This is a genomic window from Pseudomonas sp. RIT409 (assembly GCF_003052515.2).
Classification (GTDB): domain Bacteria; phylum Pseudomonadota; class Gammaproteobacteria; order Pseudomonadales; family Pseudomonadaceae; genus Aquipseudomonas.
The window spans coordinates 91,866-107,591 of the sequence record NZ_QARE02000005.1; the positions used below are offsets into that span (position 1 = coordinate 91,866).

The 15,726-nt window shown below is 59.6% G+C and carries 13 protein-coding genes; 12 read left to right on the forward strand and 1 reads right to left on the reverse strand.

Annotated features, from left to right (window positions below):
* The first annotated feature begins 128 nt into the window (after window positions 1-128).
* From edd to DBP26_RS08565, 10 genes are all read left to right on the forward strand, one after another.
* A complete protein-coding gene (gene edd, locus DBP26_RS08520) occupies window positions 129-1,955 on the forward strand; it encodes a phosphogluconate dehydratase (protein WP_108236852.1) in 1,827 nt (608 codons plus the stop codon).
* Window positions 1,952-2,920 (forward strand): glucokinase, encoded by a 969-nt coding sequence (locus DBP26_RS08525; RefSeq protein ID WP_108236853.1) that lies wholly within the window; start codon window positions 1,952-1,954, stop codon window positions 2,918-2,920. The genes edd and DBP26_RS08525 overlap by 4 nt, the downstream gene beginning before the upstream one ends.
* Before the next feature lie 73 nt (window positions 2,921-2,993).
* A complete protein-coding gene (locus DBP26_RS08530) occupies window positions 2,994-3,731 on the forward strand; it encodes a response regulator transcription factor (RefSeq protein ID WP_108236854.1) in 738 nt (245 codons plus the stop codon).
* A gap of 6 nt (window positions 3,732-3,737) precedes the next feature.
* Window positions 3,738-5,198, forward strand: coding sequence for an ATP-binding protein (locus DBP26_RS08535; protein WP_108236855.1), 1,461 nt, complete (start codon window positions 3,738-3,740; stop codon window positions 5,196-5,198).
* A gap of 308 nt (window positions 5,199-5,506) precedes the next feature.
* Window positions 5,507-6,793, forward strand: a complete 1,287-nt coding sequence (locus tag DBP26_RS08540) for an ABC transporter substrate-binding protein (RefSeq protein WP_108236856.1) — start codon at window positions 5,507-5,509, stop codon at window positions 6,791-6,793.
* 151 nt (window positions 6,794-6,944) lie between these two features.
* Window positions 6,945-7,853, forward strand: a complete 909-nt coding sequence (locus tag DBP26_RS08545; RefSeq protein ID WP_108236857.1) for a sugar ABC transporter permease — start codon at window positions 6,945-6,947, stop codon at window positions 7,851-7,853.
* Complete coding sequence (locus tag DBP26_RS08550) at window positions 7,846-8,691, forward strand: carbohydrate ABC transporter permease (protein ID WP_108236858.1); 846 nt, start codon at window positions 7,846-7,848, stop codon at window positions 8,689-8,691. The genes DBP26_RS08545 and DBP26_RS08550 overlap by 8 nt, the downstream gene beginning before the upstream one ends.
* A 2-nt stretch (window positions 8,692-8,693) precedes the next feature.
* Window positions 8,694-9,854 (forward strand): sn-glycerol-3-phosphate ABC transporter ATP-binding protein UgpC, encoded by a 1,161-nt coding sequence (gene ugpC, locus DBP26_RS08555; RefSeq protein ID WP_108236859.1) that lies wholly within the window; start codon window positions 8,694-8,696, stop codon window positions 9,852-9,854.
* 144 nt (window positions 9,855-9,998) lie between these two features.
* Window positions 9,999-11,354 carry a carbohydrate porin gene (locus DBP26_RS08560; protein ID WP_108236860.1) on the forward strand — a complete coding sequence of 452 codons (1,356 nt, stop codon included), beginning with the start codon at window positions 9,999-10,001 and terminating at the stop codon, window positions 11,352-11,354.
* 156 nt (window positions 11,355-11,510) lie between these two features.
* The gene (locus tag DBP26_RS08565; RefSeq protein WP_108236861.1) at window positions 11,511-12,386 is read left to right on the forward strand and encodes a D-hexose-6-phosphate mutarotase; all 876 of its coding nucleotides are present in this window, start codon (window positions 11,511-11,513) and stop codon (window positions 12,384-12,386) included.
* Window positions 12,387-12,437: 51 nt separating this feature from the next.
* Here DBP26_RS08565 and DBP26_RS08570 read toward each other — a convergent pair whose 3' ends face one another.
* Complete coding sequence (locus DBP26_RS08570; RefSeq protein ID WP_108236862.1) at window positions 12,438-13,307, reverse strand: MurR/RpiR family transcriptional regulator; 870 nt, start codon at window positions 13,305-13,307, stop codon at window positions 12,438-12,440.
* A gap of 230 nt (window positions 13,308-13,537) precedes the next feature.
* On the opposite strand from DBP26_RS08570, the gene zwf reads away from it, so the two are divergent.
* Both zwf and pgl read left to right on the forward strand, forming a co-directional pair.
* The gene (gene zwf / locus DBP26_RS08575; protein WP_108236863.1) at window positions 13,538-15,007 is read left to right on the forward strand and encodes a glucose-6-phosphate dehydrogenase; all 1,470 of its coding nucleotides are present in this window, start codon (window positions 13,538-13,540) and stop codon (window positions 15,005-15,007) included.
* Window positions 14,994-15,713, forward strand: coding sequence for a 6-phosphogluconolactonase (gene pgl / locus DBP26_RS08580; protein WP_108236864.1), 720 nt, complete (start codon window positions 14,994-14,996; stop codon window positions 15,711-15,713). The genes zwf and pgl overlap by 14 nt, the downstream gene beginning before the upstream one ends.
* Window positions 15,714-15,726: the final 13 nt, after the last annotated feature.

Consider the following 15,726-nt stretch of genomic DNA (forward strand, 5'->3'; position numbering starts at 1 on the left):
CCGTCGGGCCAGCACAATCGTCTGAAAATCAATGCGTTGCTGAAGCGTTTCTTCAGGGCCATCATGGTTGTCAGATTTTGTAAGCGCCTGAAACGGGTGACCCATCCGCTAGCCTGGAGTTCATGACAATGCATCCCCGCGTTCTTGAGGTAACCGAACGGCTGATCGCTCGCAGCCGTGACACCCGTCAGCGCTATCTGCAACTGATCCGGGGCGCTGCAAGTGATGGGCCGATGCGGGGCAAGCTGCAATGCGCCAACTTCGCCCATGGGGTGGCGGCCTGTGGCAGTGAAGACAAGCACAGCCTGCGGATGATGAACGCGGCCAACGTGGCCATCGTTTCGGCATACAACGACATGCTCTCGGCGCACCAGCCGTACGAGCATTTCCCCGAGCAGATCAAGAAGGCCTTGCGTGAGATTGGCTCTATCGGTCAATTCGCAGGCGGTGTGCCCGCCATGTGCGATGGCGTCACCCAAGGCGAGCCAGGAATGGAACTGAGTATCGCCAGCCGCGAAGTCATCGCGATGGCCACCGCCGTGGCGCTTTCCCACAACATGTTCGATGCCGCGTTGATGCTGGGTATCTGCGACAAGATCGTGCCCGGGCTGTTGATGGGGTCCCTGCGTTTCGGCCACCTGCCAACGATCTTCGTGCCGGGCGGGCCAATGGTGTCGGGCATTTCCAATAAGGAAAAGGCCGACGTGCGGCAACGCTACGCCGAAGGCAAAGCGACCCGCGAAGAACTGCTGGACTCGGAAATGAAGTCCTATCACGGTCCGGGGACTTGCACCTTCTACGGCACGGCCAACACCAATCAGTTGCTCATGGAAGTCATGGGGCTTCACTTGCCGGGCGCCTCCTTCGTCAATCCTTACACCCCGTTGCGCGATGCCCTGACACGCGAGGCCGCGTTCCAGGTGACCCGCCTGACCAAGCAGAGCGGCGAATTCATCCCGTTGGGAGAGATTGTGGACGAGCGTGCGCTGGTCAACTCGATCGTTGCATTAAACGCGACGGGCGGTTCGACCAACCACACGCTGCACATGCCGGCCATCGCGCAGTGCGCCGGCATTCAATTGACCTGGCAGGACATGGCCGATCTTTCGGAAGTCGTACCGACCCTCACTCATGTCTATCCAAATGGCAAAGCAGACATCAACCATTTCCAGGCAGCGGGCGGCATGTCGTTCCTGATCCGTGAACTGCTGGATGCCGGTTTGCTCCACGAGGACGTCAACACGGTGATGGGGCGTGGTCTGCGCCGCTACACCCAGGAGCCGTTCCTCGAGGACGGCAAGCTGGTGTGGCGTGATGGCCCCCGAGAAAGCCTGGATGAAAACATCCTGCGCCCGGTCGCCCGACCGTTCTCGCCAGAGGGTGGTCTGCGCGTGATCGAAGGCAACCTAGGTCGTGGCGTGATGAAAGTCTCGGCAGTGGCGCTCGAGCATCAAATTGTCGAAGCGCCCGCCCGCGTCTTTGAGGATCAGCAAGACCTGGCAGACGCATTCAAAGCGGGTGAGCTGGAACGAGACTTCGTCGCGGTGATGCGCTTCCAGGGGCCGCGCTCCAATGGCATGCCCGAGTTGCACAAGATGACGCCTTTTCTGGGCGTACTGCAGGACCGCGGATTCAAAGTGGCGTTGATCACCGACGGTCGCATGTCCGGCGCGTCAGGGAAAATCCCGGCGGCGATTCACGTTTGCCCTGAAGCGTCGGATGGTGGCCCTTTGGCTCTGGTGCGTGACGGAGACCTCATCCGAGTGGATGGCGTCAAAGGGACGTTGCAAGTTCTGGTCGAACCGGCAGAATTGGCGGCCAGAGAACCGGCGATCGGTCGCTTGTCCCACAACGTGGGCACCGGCCGCGAACTGTTCGGATTCATGCGCATGGCCTTCAGCTCGGCAGAGAAGGGGGCCAGTGCCTTCACTGCAAATCTGGAGACGCTCAAGTGACATTGGCGATGGTGGGTGATATCGGCGGCACAAATGCGCGTTTCGCCATTTGGGAAGACGATCAGTTGCATTCGATCCGGGTCTTTCCGACCGTCGATTACGCCAGCCCCGAGAAGGCGTTGGCGGTCTATCTGGAGGATCTGGAGCTGCAATTGGGGGATGTGCAATCCATCTGCCTGGCCGTGGCAGGCCCCGTGACGGGTGATGATTTCCATTTCACCAACAGTCACTGGAAAATCAACCGTCAGGCGTTCTGCAAGGCGTTGAAAATCGACCACCTGATCATGGTCAACGACTTCACGGCGATGGCATTGGGCATGACTCGCCTGACCGATGACGAGTACCTCACCGTCCGTCATGGCAAGGGCGACCCGAAAGGGGCGCGCGTGGTGATCGGTCCGGGGACCGGGCTGGGCGTGGGCACGTTGATCCGTTCCGGTGAAACCCATTGGACTGCTGTTCCTGGTGAGGGAGGCCACGTCGATTTACCTATCGGCAGCCACCGAGAAGCCCTGCTATGGACACGCCTGATGGCCGACCATGAGCACGTCAGTGCGGAAACCATCCTCAGCGGCGCCGGTCTGTTGCTGCTCTATCGCGTCAGTTGCGCTTTGGATGATATCGAACCGGTCTTGAAATCTCCTGCCGCAATCACCTCCGCGGCGCTCAAAGGCGATCCAGTGGCCAGCGCGGTGCTGGATCAGTTCTGCGTATTTCTCGGGCGCGTGGCGGGTAACAACGTGTTGACCGTCGGCGGCCGAGGGGGTGTGTACATCGCCGGTGGCGTGATCCCGCGTTTTGTCGACTTCTTCCTGCAGAGCGGCTTCAATAAGGCGTTCGCGGAAAAAGGCCTGATGAAGGATTACTTCAAGGACGTGCCGGTTTGGCTGGTGACGGCGGAATATCCCGGGCTTGTGGGGGCAGGCGTGGCCCTCGATCAGGCTGCGGCGAGCCGCCAGCTCTAAGCCACAAGCTGCAGCCTGTGGCTTGCAACTGATGCTTATAACAATAATTTGAGTACCCACAAGGACGATCCAATTGAACGCTGTCAGTAAATCGATACTGGTCGTCGACGACGATCAGGAGATTCGGGAATTGCTGCAGGCCTACCTGAGCCGCTCCGGCTTTCAGGTGCGTACCGTCGGTGACGGCGCCGAGTTTCGTCAGGCGTTCAATGACGAACCCAGTGACCTGCTGATACTCGATGTCATGTTGCCCGATGAAGACGGGTTCAGCCTCTGCCGCTGGGTTCGCCAGCATCCGCGGCAACCCCATGTCCCGATCATCATGCTGACGGCCAGCTCCGACGAAGCCGACCGAGTCATCGGCCTGGAGTTGGGCGCTGACGACTACATGGCCAAACCTTTCTCCCCCCGTGAGCTGCAGGCCCGAATCAAGGCCCTGTTGCGGCGTGCCCAGTTCGGGCAGGAGCGCGGCGGTGGCGAAGTGCTCGTGTTCGACGAGTGGCGTCTGGACATGGTCAGCCATCGACTGTTTCACAACGATGGCGAAGAAGTGATTCTCTCTGGCGCCGATTTCGCGCTGCTCAAGCTGTTCCTCGACAACCCCCAGCAGATTCTCGATCGTGACACCATTGGCAACGCGACCCGAGGGCGGGAGCTGATGCCTCTGGAACGCATCGTTGACATGGCGGTGAGCCGGCTGCGCCAACGTCTGCGGGACACGGGCAAGGCACCCCGGCTGATCCGTACCGTACGCGGCAGTGGTTATCTGCTGGCTGCCAACGTCCTGCCTCAAGCCAGCAACGGTTACTGACCGTCGATGAGCAACGAGAAGAAGCGCCGAGTGCCGGTGCCGCGCTCGCTGCTGGGGCGCATGCTGCTGTTGACGTTGCTCGCCGTGCTGCTGGCCCAGACGCTTTCCAGCCTGATCTGGCTGTCGCAATTGCGTGCGACGCAAATGGAAGGCCTGATCACCAGTGCCCGTAGCCTCGGCTTTTCCATGGCGGCGAGCGTGAGTTATTTCCGCTCACTGCCCGTGGCGTTTCGGCCGATGGTGCTCGACCAACTGCGCAGCATGGGAGGCACGCGGTTTTTCGTGTCGCTCAACGAACGGCCACTGGACATGCAAGTGCTGGAGCCCACCGTCCGCAAAACAGCGGTGATCGATGTGGTAGGCCAGGTGCTGCGGCAGAACCTGGGGGCTGCCCCCGACATCCTCGTGCGTTTCGTGCGACCCGAAGACCTGCGCATTTTCAACAGTGGCCTGAAACTCGACGAATTGCCGCGTTCCTGGGCGCACTACGCATTGACTCTGGAACCCTTGAATCCTCCAGTGCTGGTCACTCAGATCGAGCTCTCACCGGGCGAATGGCTGTATATCGCGTCCTTGCTGCCCGAGCCCTACACCATGCTGGAGGAGGAGGGGCTGCCCTCCCAACAGGTCTGGTTCATCGCGCTGACCAGCATTTTCCTGCTGCTGTTCATCGGCCTGTTGGTGCACTGGCAGAGCGGTCCGCTCAAACGTCTGGCTCGCGCCGCACGCGATCTGTCGCTGGGCGCGGACGTCGAGCCTGTCGTGGAAGGCGGCGGCAGCGAGGTGATTGAAGTGACGCGCGCCTTCAACACCATGCGCGACCGCATCAGCCGTTACCTGACCGAGCGCGGCCAACTGTTCAGCGCCATTTCCCATGATTTGCGCACCCCGATCACCCGCCTGCGCCTGCGCGTCGAGCTGTTGGAAGACGAGGCGATGCAAGCCAAATTCACCCGCGATCTGGACGAGCTGGAGTTGCTGGTGAAAGGCGCACTGCAATGCGTGAAGGATACGGACATCCATGAAAACATCGAGCCGGTGGACCTCAACCATGCTCTGGATTGCCTGATCGAGCCCTACTTGGGCGTCAATGGTGATGGCCGCGTCACCCTACAAGGCAAGGCCATGTCAATGTTCTATGGCAAGCCTCTGGCGTTGCGCCGTTGCATGGGCAACCTGATCGACAATGCCATCAAATACGGCGACAAGGCGCATCTGTTCGTCGAGGACGATGCCGAGGCTTTTGTGTTGCGTGTCGAAGACGAAGGGCCGGGCGTTCCTGAACAGCGTCTGGAGCAGGTATTCGAGCCGCATTTCCGTCTAGCGGGTAAACAGCAGCAGGGCTACGGCCTGGGGCTGGGCATTGCGCGCAACATTGCCCACAGCCATGGCGGAGAAGTGACATTGCAGAACCTGCGCGAGGGTGGGCTGCGCGTGACGCTTTACCTGCCTCGCGGGGTTGAATGAGTTGACGCGGTCGGACCTTTCGAAAGCGACGAGCCGCGAACTTTTGAATCCATGCGCCTGATCATTTCGCGATAACGCGGTTCACCAGGGCGAGCGTGCTTGCAACGATGCTACAGGGAGGGGGAGCAATATCATTTTCGGCGCTGTCCCATCCCGCATTGCGGGCGCAGCGGTTAGGTGTGCGAATGTCACCAGTTTGTGACATTCGCGCATCCCTTCGTTACCGTCCGCTCTAACTCGTTGTTTAGAATCCATGCAGCGCAAGCACCAAGACTTGCTCATGCATAACAACAAGAAAGGTCAACTAGATGAATTCGATCTCCCGTCTCGCAGCACTCGTTTCTCTCGCCTCGTTGTTCCCTCTGAGCGCCATCGCCGCTGATTCCAAAGGCACTGTCGAAGTGGTCCACTGGTGGACGTCGGGCGGTGAAAAAGCGGCTGTCGACGTGCTCAAAGCCCAAGTCGAAAAAGATGGCTTCACCTGGAAAGACGGCGCCGTGGCCGGTGGCGGCGGTTCGACCGCCATGACCGTGCTGAAAAGCCGCGCGGTAGCCGGTAATCCACCGGGTGTCGCACAGATCAAAGGCCCGGATATCCAGGAGTGGGCGTCCACGGGCCTGCTTGATACCGATGTCTTGAAAGACACCGCCAAAGAAGAAAAGTGGGACAGCATCCTCGACAAGAAAGTCTCCGACACCGTGAAGTACGACGGTGACTACGTGGCCGTTCCGGTGAATATTCACCGTGTGAACTGGTTGTGGATCAACCCGGAAGTCTTCAAGAAAGCCGGTATCGAAAAAGCCCCGACCACGCTGGAAGAGTTTTACGCCGCGGGCGACAAACTCAAGAAAGCCGGCTTCATCCCGCTTGCCCATGGTGGCCAGCCTTGGCAGGACAGCACCGTCTTCGAAGCGGTGGTCCTGTCGGTGATGGGGGCTGACGGCTACAAGAAAGCCCTGGTCGACCTGGACAACGGCGCCCTGACCGGTCCCGAGATGGTCAAGTCGCTGACCGAACTGAAGAAAGTCGCCACCTACATGGATCCCGACGGCAAAGGCCAGGACTGGAACCTGGAAGCGGCCAAGGTCATCAACGGCAAGGCCGGCATGCAGATCATGGGTGACTGGGCCAAGTCCGAATGGACCGCCGCCAAGAAAGTTGCAGGCAAGGACTACGAGTGCGTGGCGTTCCCTGGCACCGACAAGGCATTCACCTACAACATCGACTCGCTGGCCGTTTTCAAACAGAAAGATGCCGGAACCGCTGCCGGGCAGCAGGACATCGCCAAAGTCGTGTTGGGTGAAAACTTCCAGAAAGTCTTCAGCATCAACAAGGGCTCGATTCCTGTGCGCAACGACATGCTCGCCGACATGGGCAAGTACGGCTTCGATGCCTGCGCCCAGACCGCCGCCAAAGACTTCCTCACCGATGCGAAGAGTGGTGGGCTGCAACCGAGCATGGCGCACAACATGGCAACTACCCTGGCGGTTCAAGGGGCGTTCTTCGACGTTGTGACCAACTACATCAATGATCCGAAAGCCGACCCGGCCGACGCGGCCAAGAAATTGGGCGCTGCGATCAAGGCGGCTAAGTAAGCTGCGGTAGCGCTGGGCTGTAGGAGCGCGCTTGCCCGCGATACGGTGTGCCAGATACATAATTGTTGACTGATACCCCGCCATCGCGGGCAAGTGCGCGCCTACACCTGGACATGTTTGTGTTCTTCATTTTTCTGTACTGGATTTCACCATGAGTTCTGTTGCTGTGTTCAGCAAAGCCTCGCCGTTCGATGTACTGCAGCGCTGGCTACCTAAACTGGTGCTGGCGCCCAGCATGTTCATCGTTCTGGTGGGCTTCTACGGTTATATCCTGTGGACGTTCATCCTCTCGTTCACCAACTCTACATTCCTGCCGTCCTACAAATTCGTGGGGCTGGCGCAGTATGCCCGGCTGTTCGACAACGACCGCTGGTGGGTCGCGAGCAAGAACCTCGCGGTGTTCGGCGGCCTCTTCATTGGCATCAGCCTGGTCGTTGGCGTGTTGCTGGCTGTTTTCTTGGACCAGCGCATCCGCCGCGAAGGTTTCATCCGCACGGTCTATCTCTACCCGATGGCGCTCTCGATGATCGTCACTGGTACCGCCTGGAAATGGCTGCTCAACCCCGGCATGGGGCTCGACAAGCTGTTGCGTGATTGGGGCTGGGAAGGGTTCCGTCTGGATTGGCTGATCGATCCGGATCGCGTCGTGTATTGCCTGGTGATCGCCGCGGTATGGCAGGCGTCGGGCTTCATCATGGCGATGTTCCTGGCCGGCCTGCGGGGTGTCGATCAATCGATCATCCGTGCCGCTCAAATCGACGGCGCCAGCATGCCGAAGATCTATTGGAAAGTCGTGTTGCCTAGCCTGCGTCCCGTGTTTTTCAGCTCGGTGATGATCCTCGCCCATATTGCGATCAAGAGCTTCGACCTGGTCGCTGCGATGACTGCGGGTGGGCCCGGCTATGCGTCGGACCTGCCGGCCATGTTCATGTACTCGTTCACCTTCAGCCGTGGCCAGATGGGGATGGGGTCGGCCAGTGCGATTCTGATGCTCGGTGCGATTCTCGCCATCCTCGTGCCTTACCTGTACTCCGAGCTGAGGACCAAGCGCCATGACTAGTCTCGCCGAGAAACCGACATTGAGCTTGAGCCGCCTGGCGATTTACGCGGTGCTGATCGGCGCGGTGCTCATTTACCTGATCCCACTGGTGGTGATGCTGCTGACCAGCTTCAAGTCGCCGGAAGACATTGGCACTGGCAACCTGCTGAGTTGGCCTGCCGAAATCACCACCATCGGCTGGCTCAAGGCCTGGGCGACGGTGAAAGGATACTTCTGGAACTCGATCATGATCACCGTTCCGGCGGTGCTGATTTCCACTGCAATCGGCGCGTTGAATGGCTACGTGCTGTCGATGTGGCGCTTCCGAGGGTCGCAGATGTTCTTCGGTCTGCTGCTCTTTGGTTGCTTCCTGCCGTTCCAGACCGTGCTGCTGCCCGCTTCGTTCACGCTTGGCAAGATGGGCCTGGCCAGCACGACGACCGGCCTGGTCCTGGTTCACGTCGTTTACGGCCTGGCGTTCACTACGCTGTTTTTCCGTAACTACTACGTGAGCATTCCGGATGCGTTGGTCAAAGCTGCCCGCCTTGACGGTGCAGGCTTTTTCACGATCTTCCGTCGCATCATTCTGCCGATGTCTACGCCGATCATCATGGTCTGCCTGATCTGGCAGTTCACCCAAATCTGGAACGACTTCCTCTTCGGCGTGGTGTTCTCGAGCGGCGAATCGCAACCGATCACCGTGGCGTTGAACAACCTGGTCAACACCAGTACCGGGGTCAAGGAATACAACGTGGACATGGCGGCGGCGATGATCGCCGGCCTGCCAACCCTGCTGGTCTACGTGCTGGCAGGCAAGTATTTCGTGCGTGGGCTGACGGCCGGCGCAGTCAAGGGGTAATCATGGCAACGCTTGAACTTCGCAATGTAAACAAGACGTATGGTACCGGTCTGCCGGACACGCTGAAAAACATCGAGCTGTCTATCAAGGATGGCGAGTTTCTGATCCTGGTAGGCCCATCAGGGTGCGGTAAGTCGACCCTGATGAACTGCATCGCGGGCCTGGAAAACATTACCGGTGGCGCAATCATGATCGGTGATCAGGACGTCAGCGGCATGAGCCCGAAGGACCGCGACATCGCCATGGTGTTTCAGTCCTACGCGCTGTACCCCACGATGAGCGTGCGCGAAAACATCGAGTTCGGACTGAAGATCCGCAAGATGAGCCAGGCGGACATCGACGCCGAGGTGGCACGCGTCGCCAAGCTGTTGCAGATCGAACACTTGCTCAACCGCAAGCCAGGCCAGCTTTCTGGCGGTCAGCAGCAGCGAGTGGCGATGGGCCGCGCCTTGGCGCGCCGTCCGAAGATCTACCTGTTCGACGAGCCGCTTTCCAACCTCGACGCCAAGCTGCGTGTCGAGATGCGTACTGAAATGAAGCTGATGCACCAGCGCCTGAAAACCACCACGGTCTACGTGACCCATGACCAGATCGAGGCCATGACCCTGGGCGACAAAGTGGCTGTGATGAAGGATGGGATCATCCAGCAGTTCGGTACGCCGAAAGAGATCTACAACGACCCGGCCAATCAATTCGTCGCCAGCTTCATCGGTTCGCCGCCCATGAATTTCATTCCGCTGCGCCTGCAACGCAAGGAGGGTCGCCTTGTGGCCTTGCTGGACAGCGGGCAGGCACGCTGCGAATTGCCGATGAACATGAGCGATGCCGGGCTTGAAGACCGTGAGGTGATTCTGGGCCTTCGTCCTGAGCAGATCATGCTAGCGTCCGGTGAGGCGGCGGGGCTGCCTACCATTCGCGCCGAAGTGCAGGTCACCGAACCGACAGGGCCCGATACGCTGGTATTCGTGACCCTCAACGACAGCAAGGTCTGCTGCCGCCTCGCGCCGGATGTCGCGCCTGCTGTGGGTGAGACGTTGACCTTGCAGTTCGACCCGGCCAAGGTGTTGCTGTTCGACGCCGCTACCGGCGAGCGCCTGGGCGCGCTGAAGAAGTCGCAGCCTGCCGAGGGGGTGAGTAACGTCACCCGGCTCAACCGCAACTGACTCGCAATCATTCAAGGGTACCCATACCGTATCAACGAGCACATCTGACAGGGCGCTGCTGCCGTAACGAGGGCCCTGTCAGGCACACGAAGCAAGTGGTTAACGCTGTTCAAGGCTAATAACAATAAAACGAGGATCTAAGGGATGAAGAAGGTAAAAGGCAAATCGCTTAACCAGTTCCAGTTAATCGGTGGCTTGTCGGTCCTGAGCGCGTTGTCGCTGTCGGGAACGGCTTCCGCGATGGAACCGTTCAAAGCGAGTGAACACTTGACCGGCGACTGGGGCGGACTGCGCCAGGAGCTTTACGACAAGGGCTACGATTTCCCGATCGAGTACGTAGGCGAGGCGGGCTCGAACCTGGCCGGCGGCTATAACCACGACACGACGGGCCGCTACAGCGACCAGTTCGCGTTTGGCGTGCAAATGGATCTGCAGAAAATCCTCGGTTGGCATGACGCGGAATTCAAACTGGCGATCACCGAGCGTAGCGGTAACAACATCTCCAACGACCGTATAGGCGATCCTCGCGCTGGCACCCTCAGTTCCTCGCAAGAAGTCTGGGGCCGCGGGCAGACTTGGCGTCTGACGCAGATGTGGGTCAAGCAGAAGTATTTTGACGGTGCGCTGGACATCAAACTCGGTCGCTTCGGCGAAGGCGAGGATTTCAACAGCTTCCCATGCGACTTCCAGAACCTGTCGTTCTGCGGCTCGCAAGTGGGCAACTACGTGAACACCTGGTACAACTGGCCGGTCAGCCAGTGGGCCCTGCGCGTGAAATACAACATCACGCCGGAAGTCTTCGCCCAGATTGGCGTTTACGAGCAGAACCCTTCCTACCTGGAAACCGGCAACGGCTTCAAGCTCAGCGGCAGCGGCGCGAAAGGCACCGTGGTCCCAGTGGAACTGGTGTGGTCGCCGAGCGTGAACTCCCTGCCAGGCGAGTACCGCGTCGGTTACTACCTCAGTTCGCCGAGCGCCGATGACGTCACTGAAAACGTCAATGGCCAGAACCAGCGTATCTTTGGCGGCGACTTCAAGTCTCACAAGGACAAGCACGGCTGGTGGATCGTGGCGCAACAACAGTTGACCACCCACAACGGCGACACCTCTCGCGGGTTGAGCATCTTCGCCAACGCTACCGTGCATGACAAAGCCACCAACTTCGTCGACAACTATCAGCAGATCGGCTTTGTGTACAAAGGTCCGTTCGATGCACGTCCGAAAGATGACATTGGTATTGGTATCGCGCGCATTCACGTGAACGACGATGTACGTGACGCTCAGCGTGAGCTCAATGCCTTCAACGGCGTGAACGATTACGACAACCCTCTGTTCCAGCCTGTGCAGACCAGCGAATACAACTCGGAAATTTACTACGGCTTCCACGTCACCGACTGGCTGACCGTGCGTCCGAACCTGCAATACGTGAAGAGTCCAGGCGGCGTGACCGAAGCGGATAACGCACTGGTTGCGGGCCTCAAGATTCAATCCAAGTTCTGACCGCTCGAACCGCCGCGCGGGTCGCTCCCCCGCGTGGCGCACTTGATGTGCTTCACAAACGATCCAGGGTCGTGTGTGCTTTGCGGGCAGCCAGGCTGCCCGCTTTTTTTCGTGTAACGGCTCCGCTTTCAGGAGCGTTTTTTATGGGGTCGAGCAATGTCCAGCACCGATCCAACAGTGCCCCAACACCCTTTTCAGCGCTTTTTTACGTCCGCACGCCCTCAGCCGACGTTTCAATGGGAGCGTCACCAACAGCGTGACGTGCTCATCATTACGCACCCCCAGTGTCAGGCGGTGTTCAGTCGGCAGGGCGCTCAGCTCCTGCACTTTCAGCCTGCCGGACAGAAGCCCTGGCTTTGGTGCGCTTCGCGATGGCCCCATGTAGGAGCCATACGAGGCGGTGTGCCGGTCTGTTGGCCGTGGGTGGGGCGGCATCCCGAGGAAGGCGGCTGGCCAGCGAATGGCTGGGGGCGGTTGCTGAACTGGAAGCTGATCGACAGTCGGGAGCACGACGAAGGCGTCTCCTTGCATTGGCGCTTGTGCTTATGGGATTGGCAGGCGGACCTCTACGCCCAGCTAGGGGCTGTCATGGGGCTGCGGCTCGAAACGCAGCATCAGGACAGCGAACCATGCCAGTTCGGTCACGCCTTGCATGCTTACTGGCGAGTCAGCGACGTCGCCGATGTTGCGTTGGAGGGGCTGGACGGTGCGCAAGGCTACGACGGAATCAATCGTGCCGTTTGCGCCCAGAGCGGCGGGTTGCGGCTGTCGGGCGGCTGTCAACGTCGCTTCGATCATGCTGGAGCGCTTGAGCTCCAGGACGATAACTGGCAGCGGCGGTTGAGCATCGATACCCATGACAGCGTCAACACTGCTGTCTGGCACCCGGGCAGCCGGCCACTGTTGGGGGTGACAGGGCACGAGGCGGCGGAGTTCGTGCGGGTGGAGGCCGCTTCAGGCGTCGGCGACTGCCTGCACCTTGCGCCGGGGCAGCGTGCCAGGTTGAGCCTGCAGGCAAGTCTGGTCGGGTAGGTTGAGTGTTCGATGCGGCGACGCCGCGTCACGATCGCCAGGTCGCCAGGTTCAATCCAACCCATCATCGACCGGATAGCGGCTGGCGTTGAGGCTTTCCTTGATCTTGCGCAGATGGGGCTGGAAGTCCACGCCGCGGCGCAGCGTCATGCCGGTCGCCAGCACATCGAGGACAGTCAACTGGATGATGCGCGACGTCATCGGCATATAGATGTCGGTGTCTTCAGGCAGTGGGATATTGAGGCTCAACGAGCTGGCCTGGGCCAGCGGGGAATTGGCAGCGGTCAGTCCGAGGACCGATGCGCCGTTTTCCCTTGCGATGCGCGCGACCTCCACCAGCTCGCGGGTGCGGCCGGTGTAGGAAATGATCACGAACAGTTCGCCGGTATGCGCCACCGAGGCCAGCATGCGTTGCATCAACACGTCGGCGTGCGCGGTCACCGCAAGATTGAAGCGGAAGAATTTGTGCTGGGCATCGAGCGCTACAGGCGCAGAAGCACCGAGGCCGAAGAAGTGGATCTGCCGTGCCTGGATCAGCAGGTCGACAGCCTTGCTGATCAGCGTCGGATCGAGCACCTGGCACACGCTATCCAGCGACGCGATGGCACTGGCGAAGATCTTGCGGGTATACGCTTCGGGGTTGTCATCGGCTTCGACTGCCCGGCTGACGTAGGCTGCGCCGCTGGCCAGGCTTTGGGCCAGTTGCAGTTTCAGTTCGGGATAGCCGCTGACGTCGAATGACCGACAGAAGCGATTGACGGTCGGTTCGCTGACCTTGGCGGCCTGCGCGAGCGCGGCGATGCTGAAGCGCGTGGCCTGTTGGGGATTGCTCAGAATCACCTCGGCGACTTTGCGCTCGGCCTTGTTCAGTTCATCAAGGCGGCTCTGGATCTGCTCCAGAAGATTGCGTACGCGTTCCATTCAACGTCCTTCTCGTAAAGCTGTAACAGGCTGATCGGTGAGCCATTGTGCAAAAGGTACTCACTGGGCCTTTAGCCTGTAGCAAAGGTGGCCTATCGTACTGGGGGCCTGTAGCGATCACCACTCTTAAGTGCTTTTTGGGCAAATGTTGTGGTTATTACTACATATGGCCTTGAGTAACGCCTTTAAAAAAGGTATTTGTAGCTTAACTTGATAAAAGAACCAACATTATGCTCTCGATTACGGTTGAACCGTGCACGTTTGCCTTGTTTGGCGCCTTGGGCGACCTGGCGGTGCGCAAGCTGTTCCCTGCGTTGTACCAGCTGGACCGTGCTGGACTGCTGCACGCCGAGACGCGAATTCTCGCGTTGGCCCGAGAAGCGGGTACGCCTGAGGAGCATCTGGCGTATATCGATAAAAGCCTGCGTCGTTTCGTACCCGAGGCGCAGCTTGAGCGTGAACATGTGGAGCGTTTCCAGGCGCGCCTGAGTTACCTGCACGTGGATTTTTTGAAAGGCGAAGACTACGCCGCGCTGGCCGAGAAGGTTGGCGACGCGCAAACCATGATCGCCTACTTCGCCACGCCTGCTTCGGTCTACGGGGCCATCTGCGAAAACCTGGCGTTGGTTGGCTTGACTGACCGTACACGAGCCGTGCTGGAAAAGCCGATTGGTCACGACCTGGCTTCTTCTCAGCGGGTCAACGACGCCGTGGCCAGATTCCTCCCGGAAAACCGCGTTTACCGCATCGATCACTACCTGGGCAAGGACACGGTTCAAAACCTCATCGCACTGCGATTCGCCAACAGCCTCTTCGAAACCCAGTGGAACCAGAATTACATTTCCCACGTTGAGATTACCGTGGCGGAAAAGGTCGGCATCGAGGGCCGCTGGGGGTACTTCGATCAGGCCGGTCAGTTGCGCGACATGATTCAGAACCACTTGCTGCAACTGCTGTGTCTGATCGCGATGGATCCCCCCAGCGACCTGTCCGCCGACAGCATTCGTGACGAGAAGGTCAAGGTGCTCAAAGCATTGGCGCCGTTCACTCCGGAGCGGCTTGCGACGCAAGTGGTACGCGGCCAGTACATCGCCGGTTACAGCGAAGGGAAGCCAGTGCCAGGTTATCTTGAGGAGGAGAACTCCAACACGGCGAGCGATACCGAGACCTTCGTTGCCATTCGTGCCGATATTCGCAACTGGCGCTGGGCCGGGGTGCCTTTCTACCTGCGCACCGGCAAGCGCATGCCGCAAAAGCTGTCGCAGATCGTGATCCACTTCAAAGAACCTCCGCACTATATTTTTGCGCCTGAGCAACGGATGCAGATCAGCAACCGACTGATCATCCGCCTGCAGCCCGACGAAGGTATCTCGCTGCAAGTGATGACCAAGGATCAGGGGCTGGACAAAGGCATGCAACTTCGCAGCAATCCGCTGCAACTGAGCTTCTCTGACGCCTACCGCAGCGCCCGGATTCCGGACGCCTACGAGCGGTTGTTGTTAGAGGTCATGCGCGGCAATCAAAACCTGTTTGTCCGCAAAGATGAGATTGAGTATGCGTGGCAATGGTGCGACCAGCTGATTGCTGGCTGGAAAAAGGCGGGCGATGCGCCCAAGCCTTACGCGGCAGGCTCTTGGGGGCCGATGAGTTCCATTGCGCTCATTACTCGTGACGGGAGATCCTGGTATGGCGATATGTGAACTTGATTTGCCGGCTGGTCTGAAGGCCAACGAATTCGACAGCCCCGAACAACTGGCCAGTGCGTTGGCCGACCACGTGGCCGAACGCCTGAGCGCGGCCATTTCCGACAACCCGCATGGCGTCGCGACACTGGTGGTATCGGGTGGCAAAAGCCCGGTCGCTTTTTTCCAGGCGCTGGCGCAAAAGCCGATCCAGTGGTCGAAGGTCGTCATCAGTCTGGCCGACGAACGCTGGGTGCCCACCGAACATGCCGACAGCAACGCTGGCCTGCTCAAGCGTTTCTTGCTCCAGGGGCCAGCCGCCGAGGCCGGATTTTTTGGCCTCTATCGTCCGACCACGACGCTGGATGAAGCCGCTGCCGCTGCGGATGAAGCCCTGAAAGAATTGCCGAAAATCGACGTGCTGGTGCTCGGCATGGGGGACGACGGTCACACGGCATCATTGTTCCCGAACAGCCCGAATCTGGCTCAGGCCCTGGACTTGGGGAGCGAACGTCGTTGTCTGCCCATGCTGGCGCCGAGCATTCCTCATCAGCGTCTGACCATGACGCGGTCCCTGTTGGCGTCGGCGACGACTCCGATTCTGTCCATTTCCGGACAGGCAAAACTGGAAACACTGCGTGCCGCGCTGGCCGGCGGCGACGTTGCCGAAATGCCTGTACGCGCATTCCTTAACTCGTCTCTAGAGATTTACTGGTGCCCATAAGCGAAGGATCAGC

Excerpts from the sequence above, each read along its gene's own strand:
- DBP26_RS08545 (WP_108236857.1), top strand. The coding sequence starts at position 6,945 with ATGAGTTCTGTTGCTGTGTTCAGCAAAGCCTCGCCGTTCGATGTACTG.
- ugpC (WP_108236859.1), top strand. The coding sequence starts at position 8,694 with ATGGCAACGCTTGAACTTCGCAATGTAAACAAGACGTATGGTACCGGT.
- DBP26_RS08560 (WP_108236860.1), top strand. The coding sequence starts at position 9,999 with ATGAAGAAGGTAAAAGGCAAATCGCTTAACCAGTTCCAGTTAATCGGT.
- zwf (WP_108236863.1), top strand. The coding sequence starts at position 13,538 with ATGCTCTCGATTACGGTTGAACCGTGCACGTTTGCCTTGTTTGGCGCC.
- DBP26_RS08535 (WP_108236855.1), top strand. The coding sequence starts at position 3,738 with ATGAGCAACGAGAAGAAGCGCCGAGTGCCGGTGCCGCGCTCGCTGCTG.
- DBP26_RS08570 (WP_108236862.1), bottom strand. The coding sequence starts at position 13,307 with ATGGAACGCGTACGCAATCTTCTGGAGCAGATCCAGAGCCGCCTTGAT.
- DBP26_RS08550 (WP_108236858.1), top strand. The coding sequence starts at position 7,846 with ATGACTAGTCTCGCCGAGAAACCGACATTGAGCTTGAGCCGCCTGGCG.
- DBP26_RS08540 (WP_108236856.1), top strand. The coding sequence starts at position 5,507 with ATGAATTCGATCTCCCGTCTCGCAGCACTCGTTTCTCTCGCCTCGTTG.
- pgl (WP_108236864.1), top strand. The coding sequence starts at position 14,994 with ATGGCGATATGTGAACTTGATTTGCCGGCTGGTCTGAAGGCCAACGAA.
- DBP26_RS08565 (WP_108236861.1), top strand. The coding sequence starts at position 11,511 with ATGTCCAGCACCGATCCAACAGTGCCCCAACACCCTTTTCAGCGCTTT.
- edd (WP_108236852.1), top strand. The coding sequence starts at position 129 with ATGCATCCCCGCGTTCTTGAGGTAACCGAACGGCTGATCGCTCGCAGC.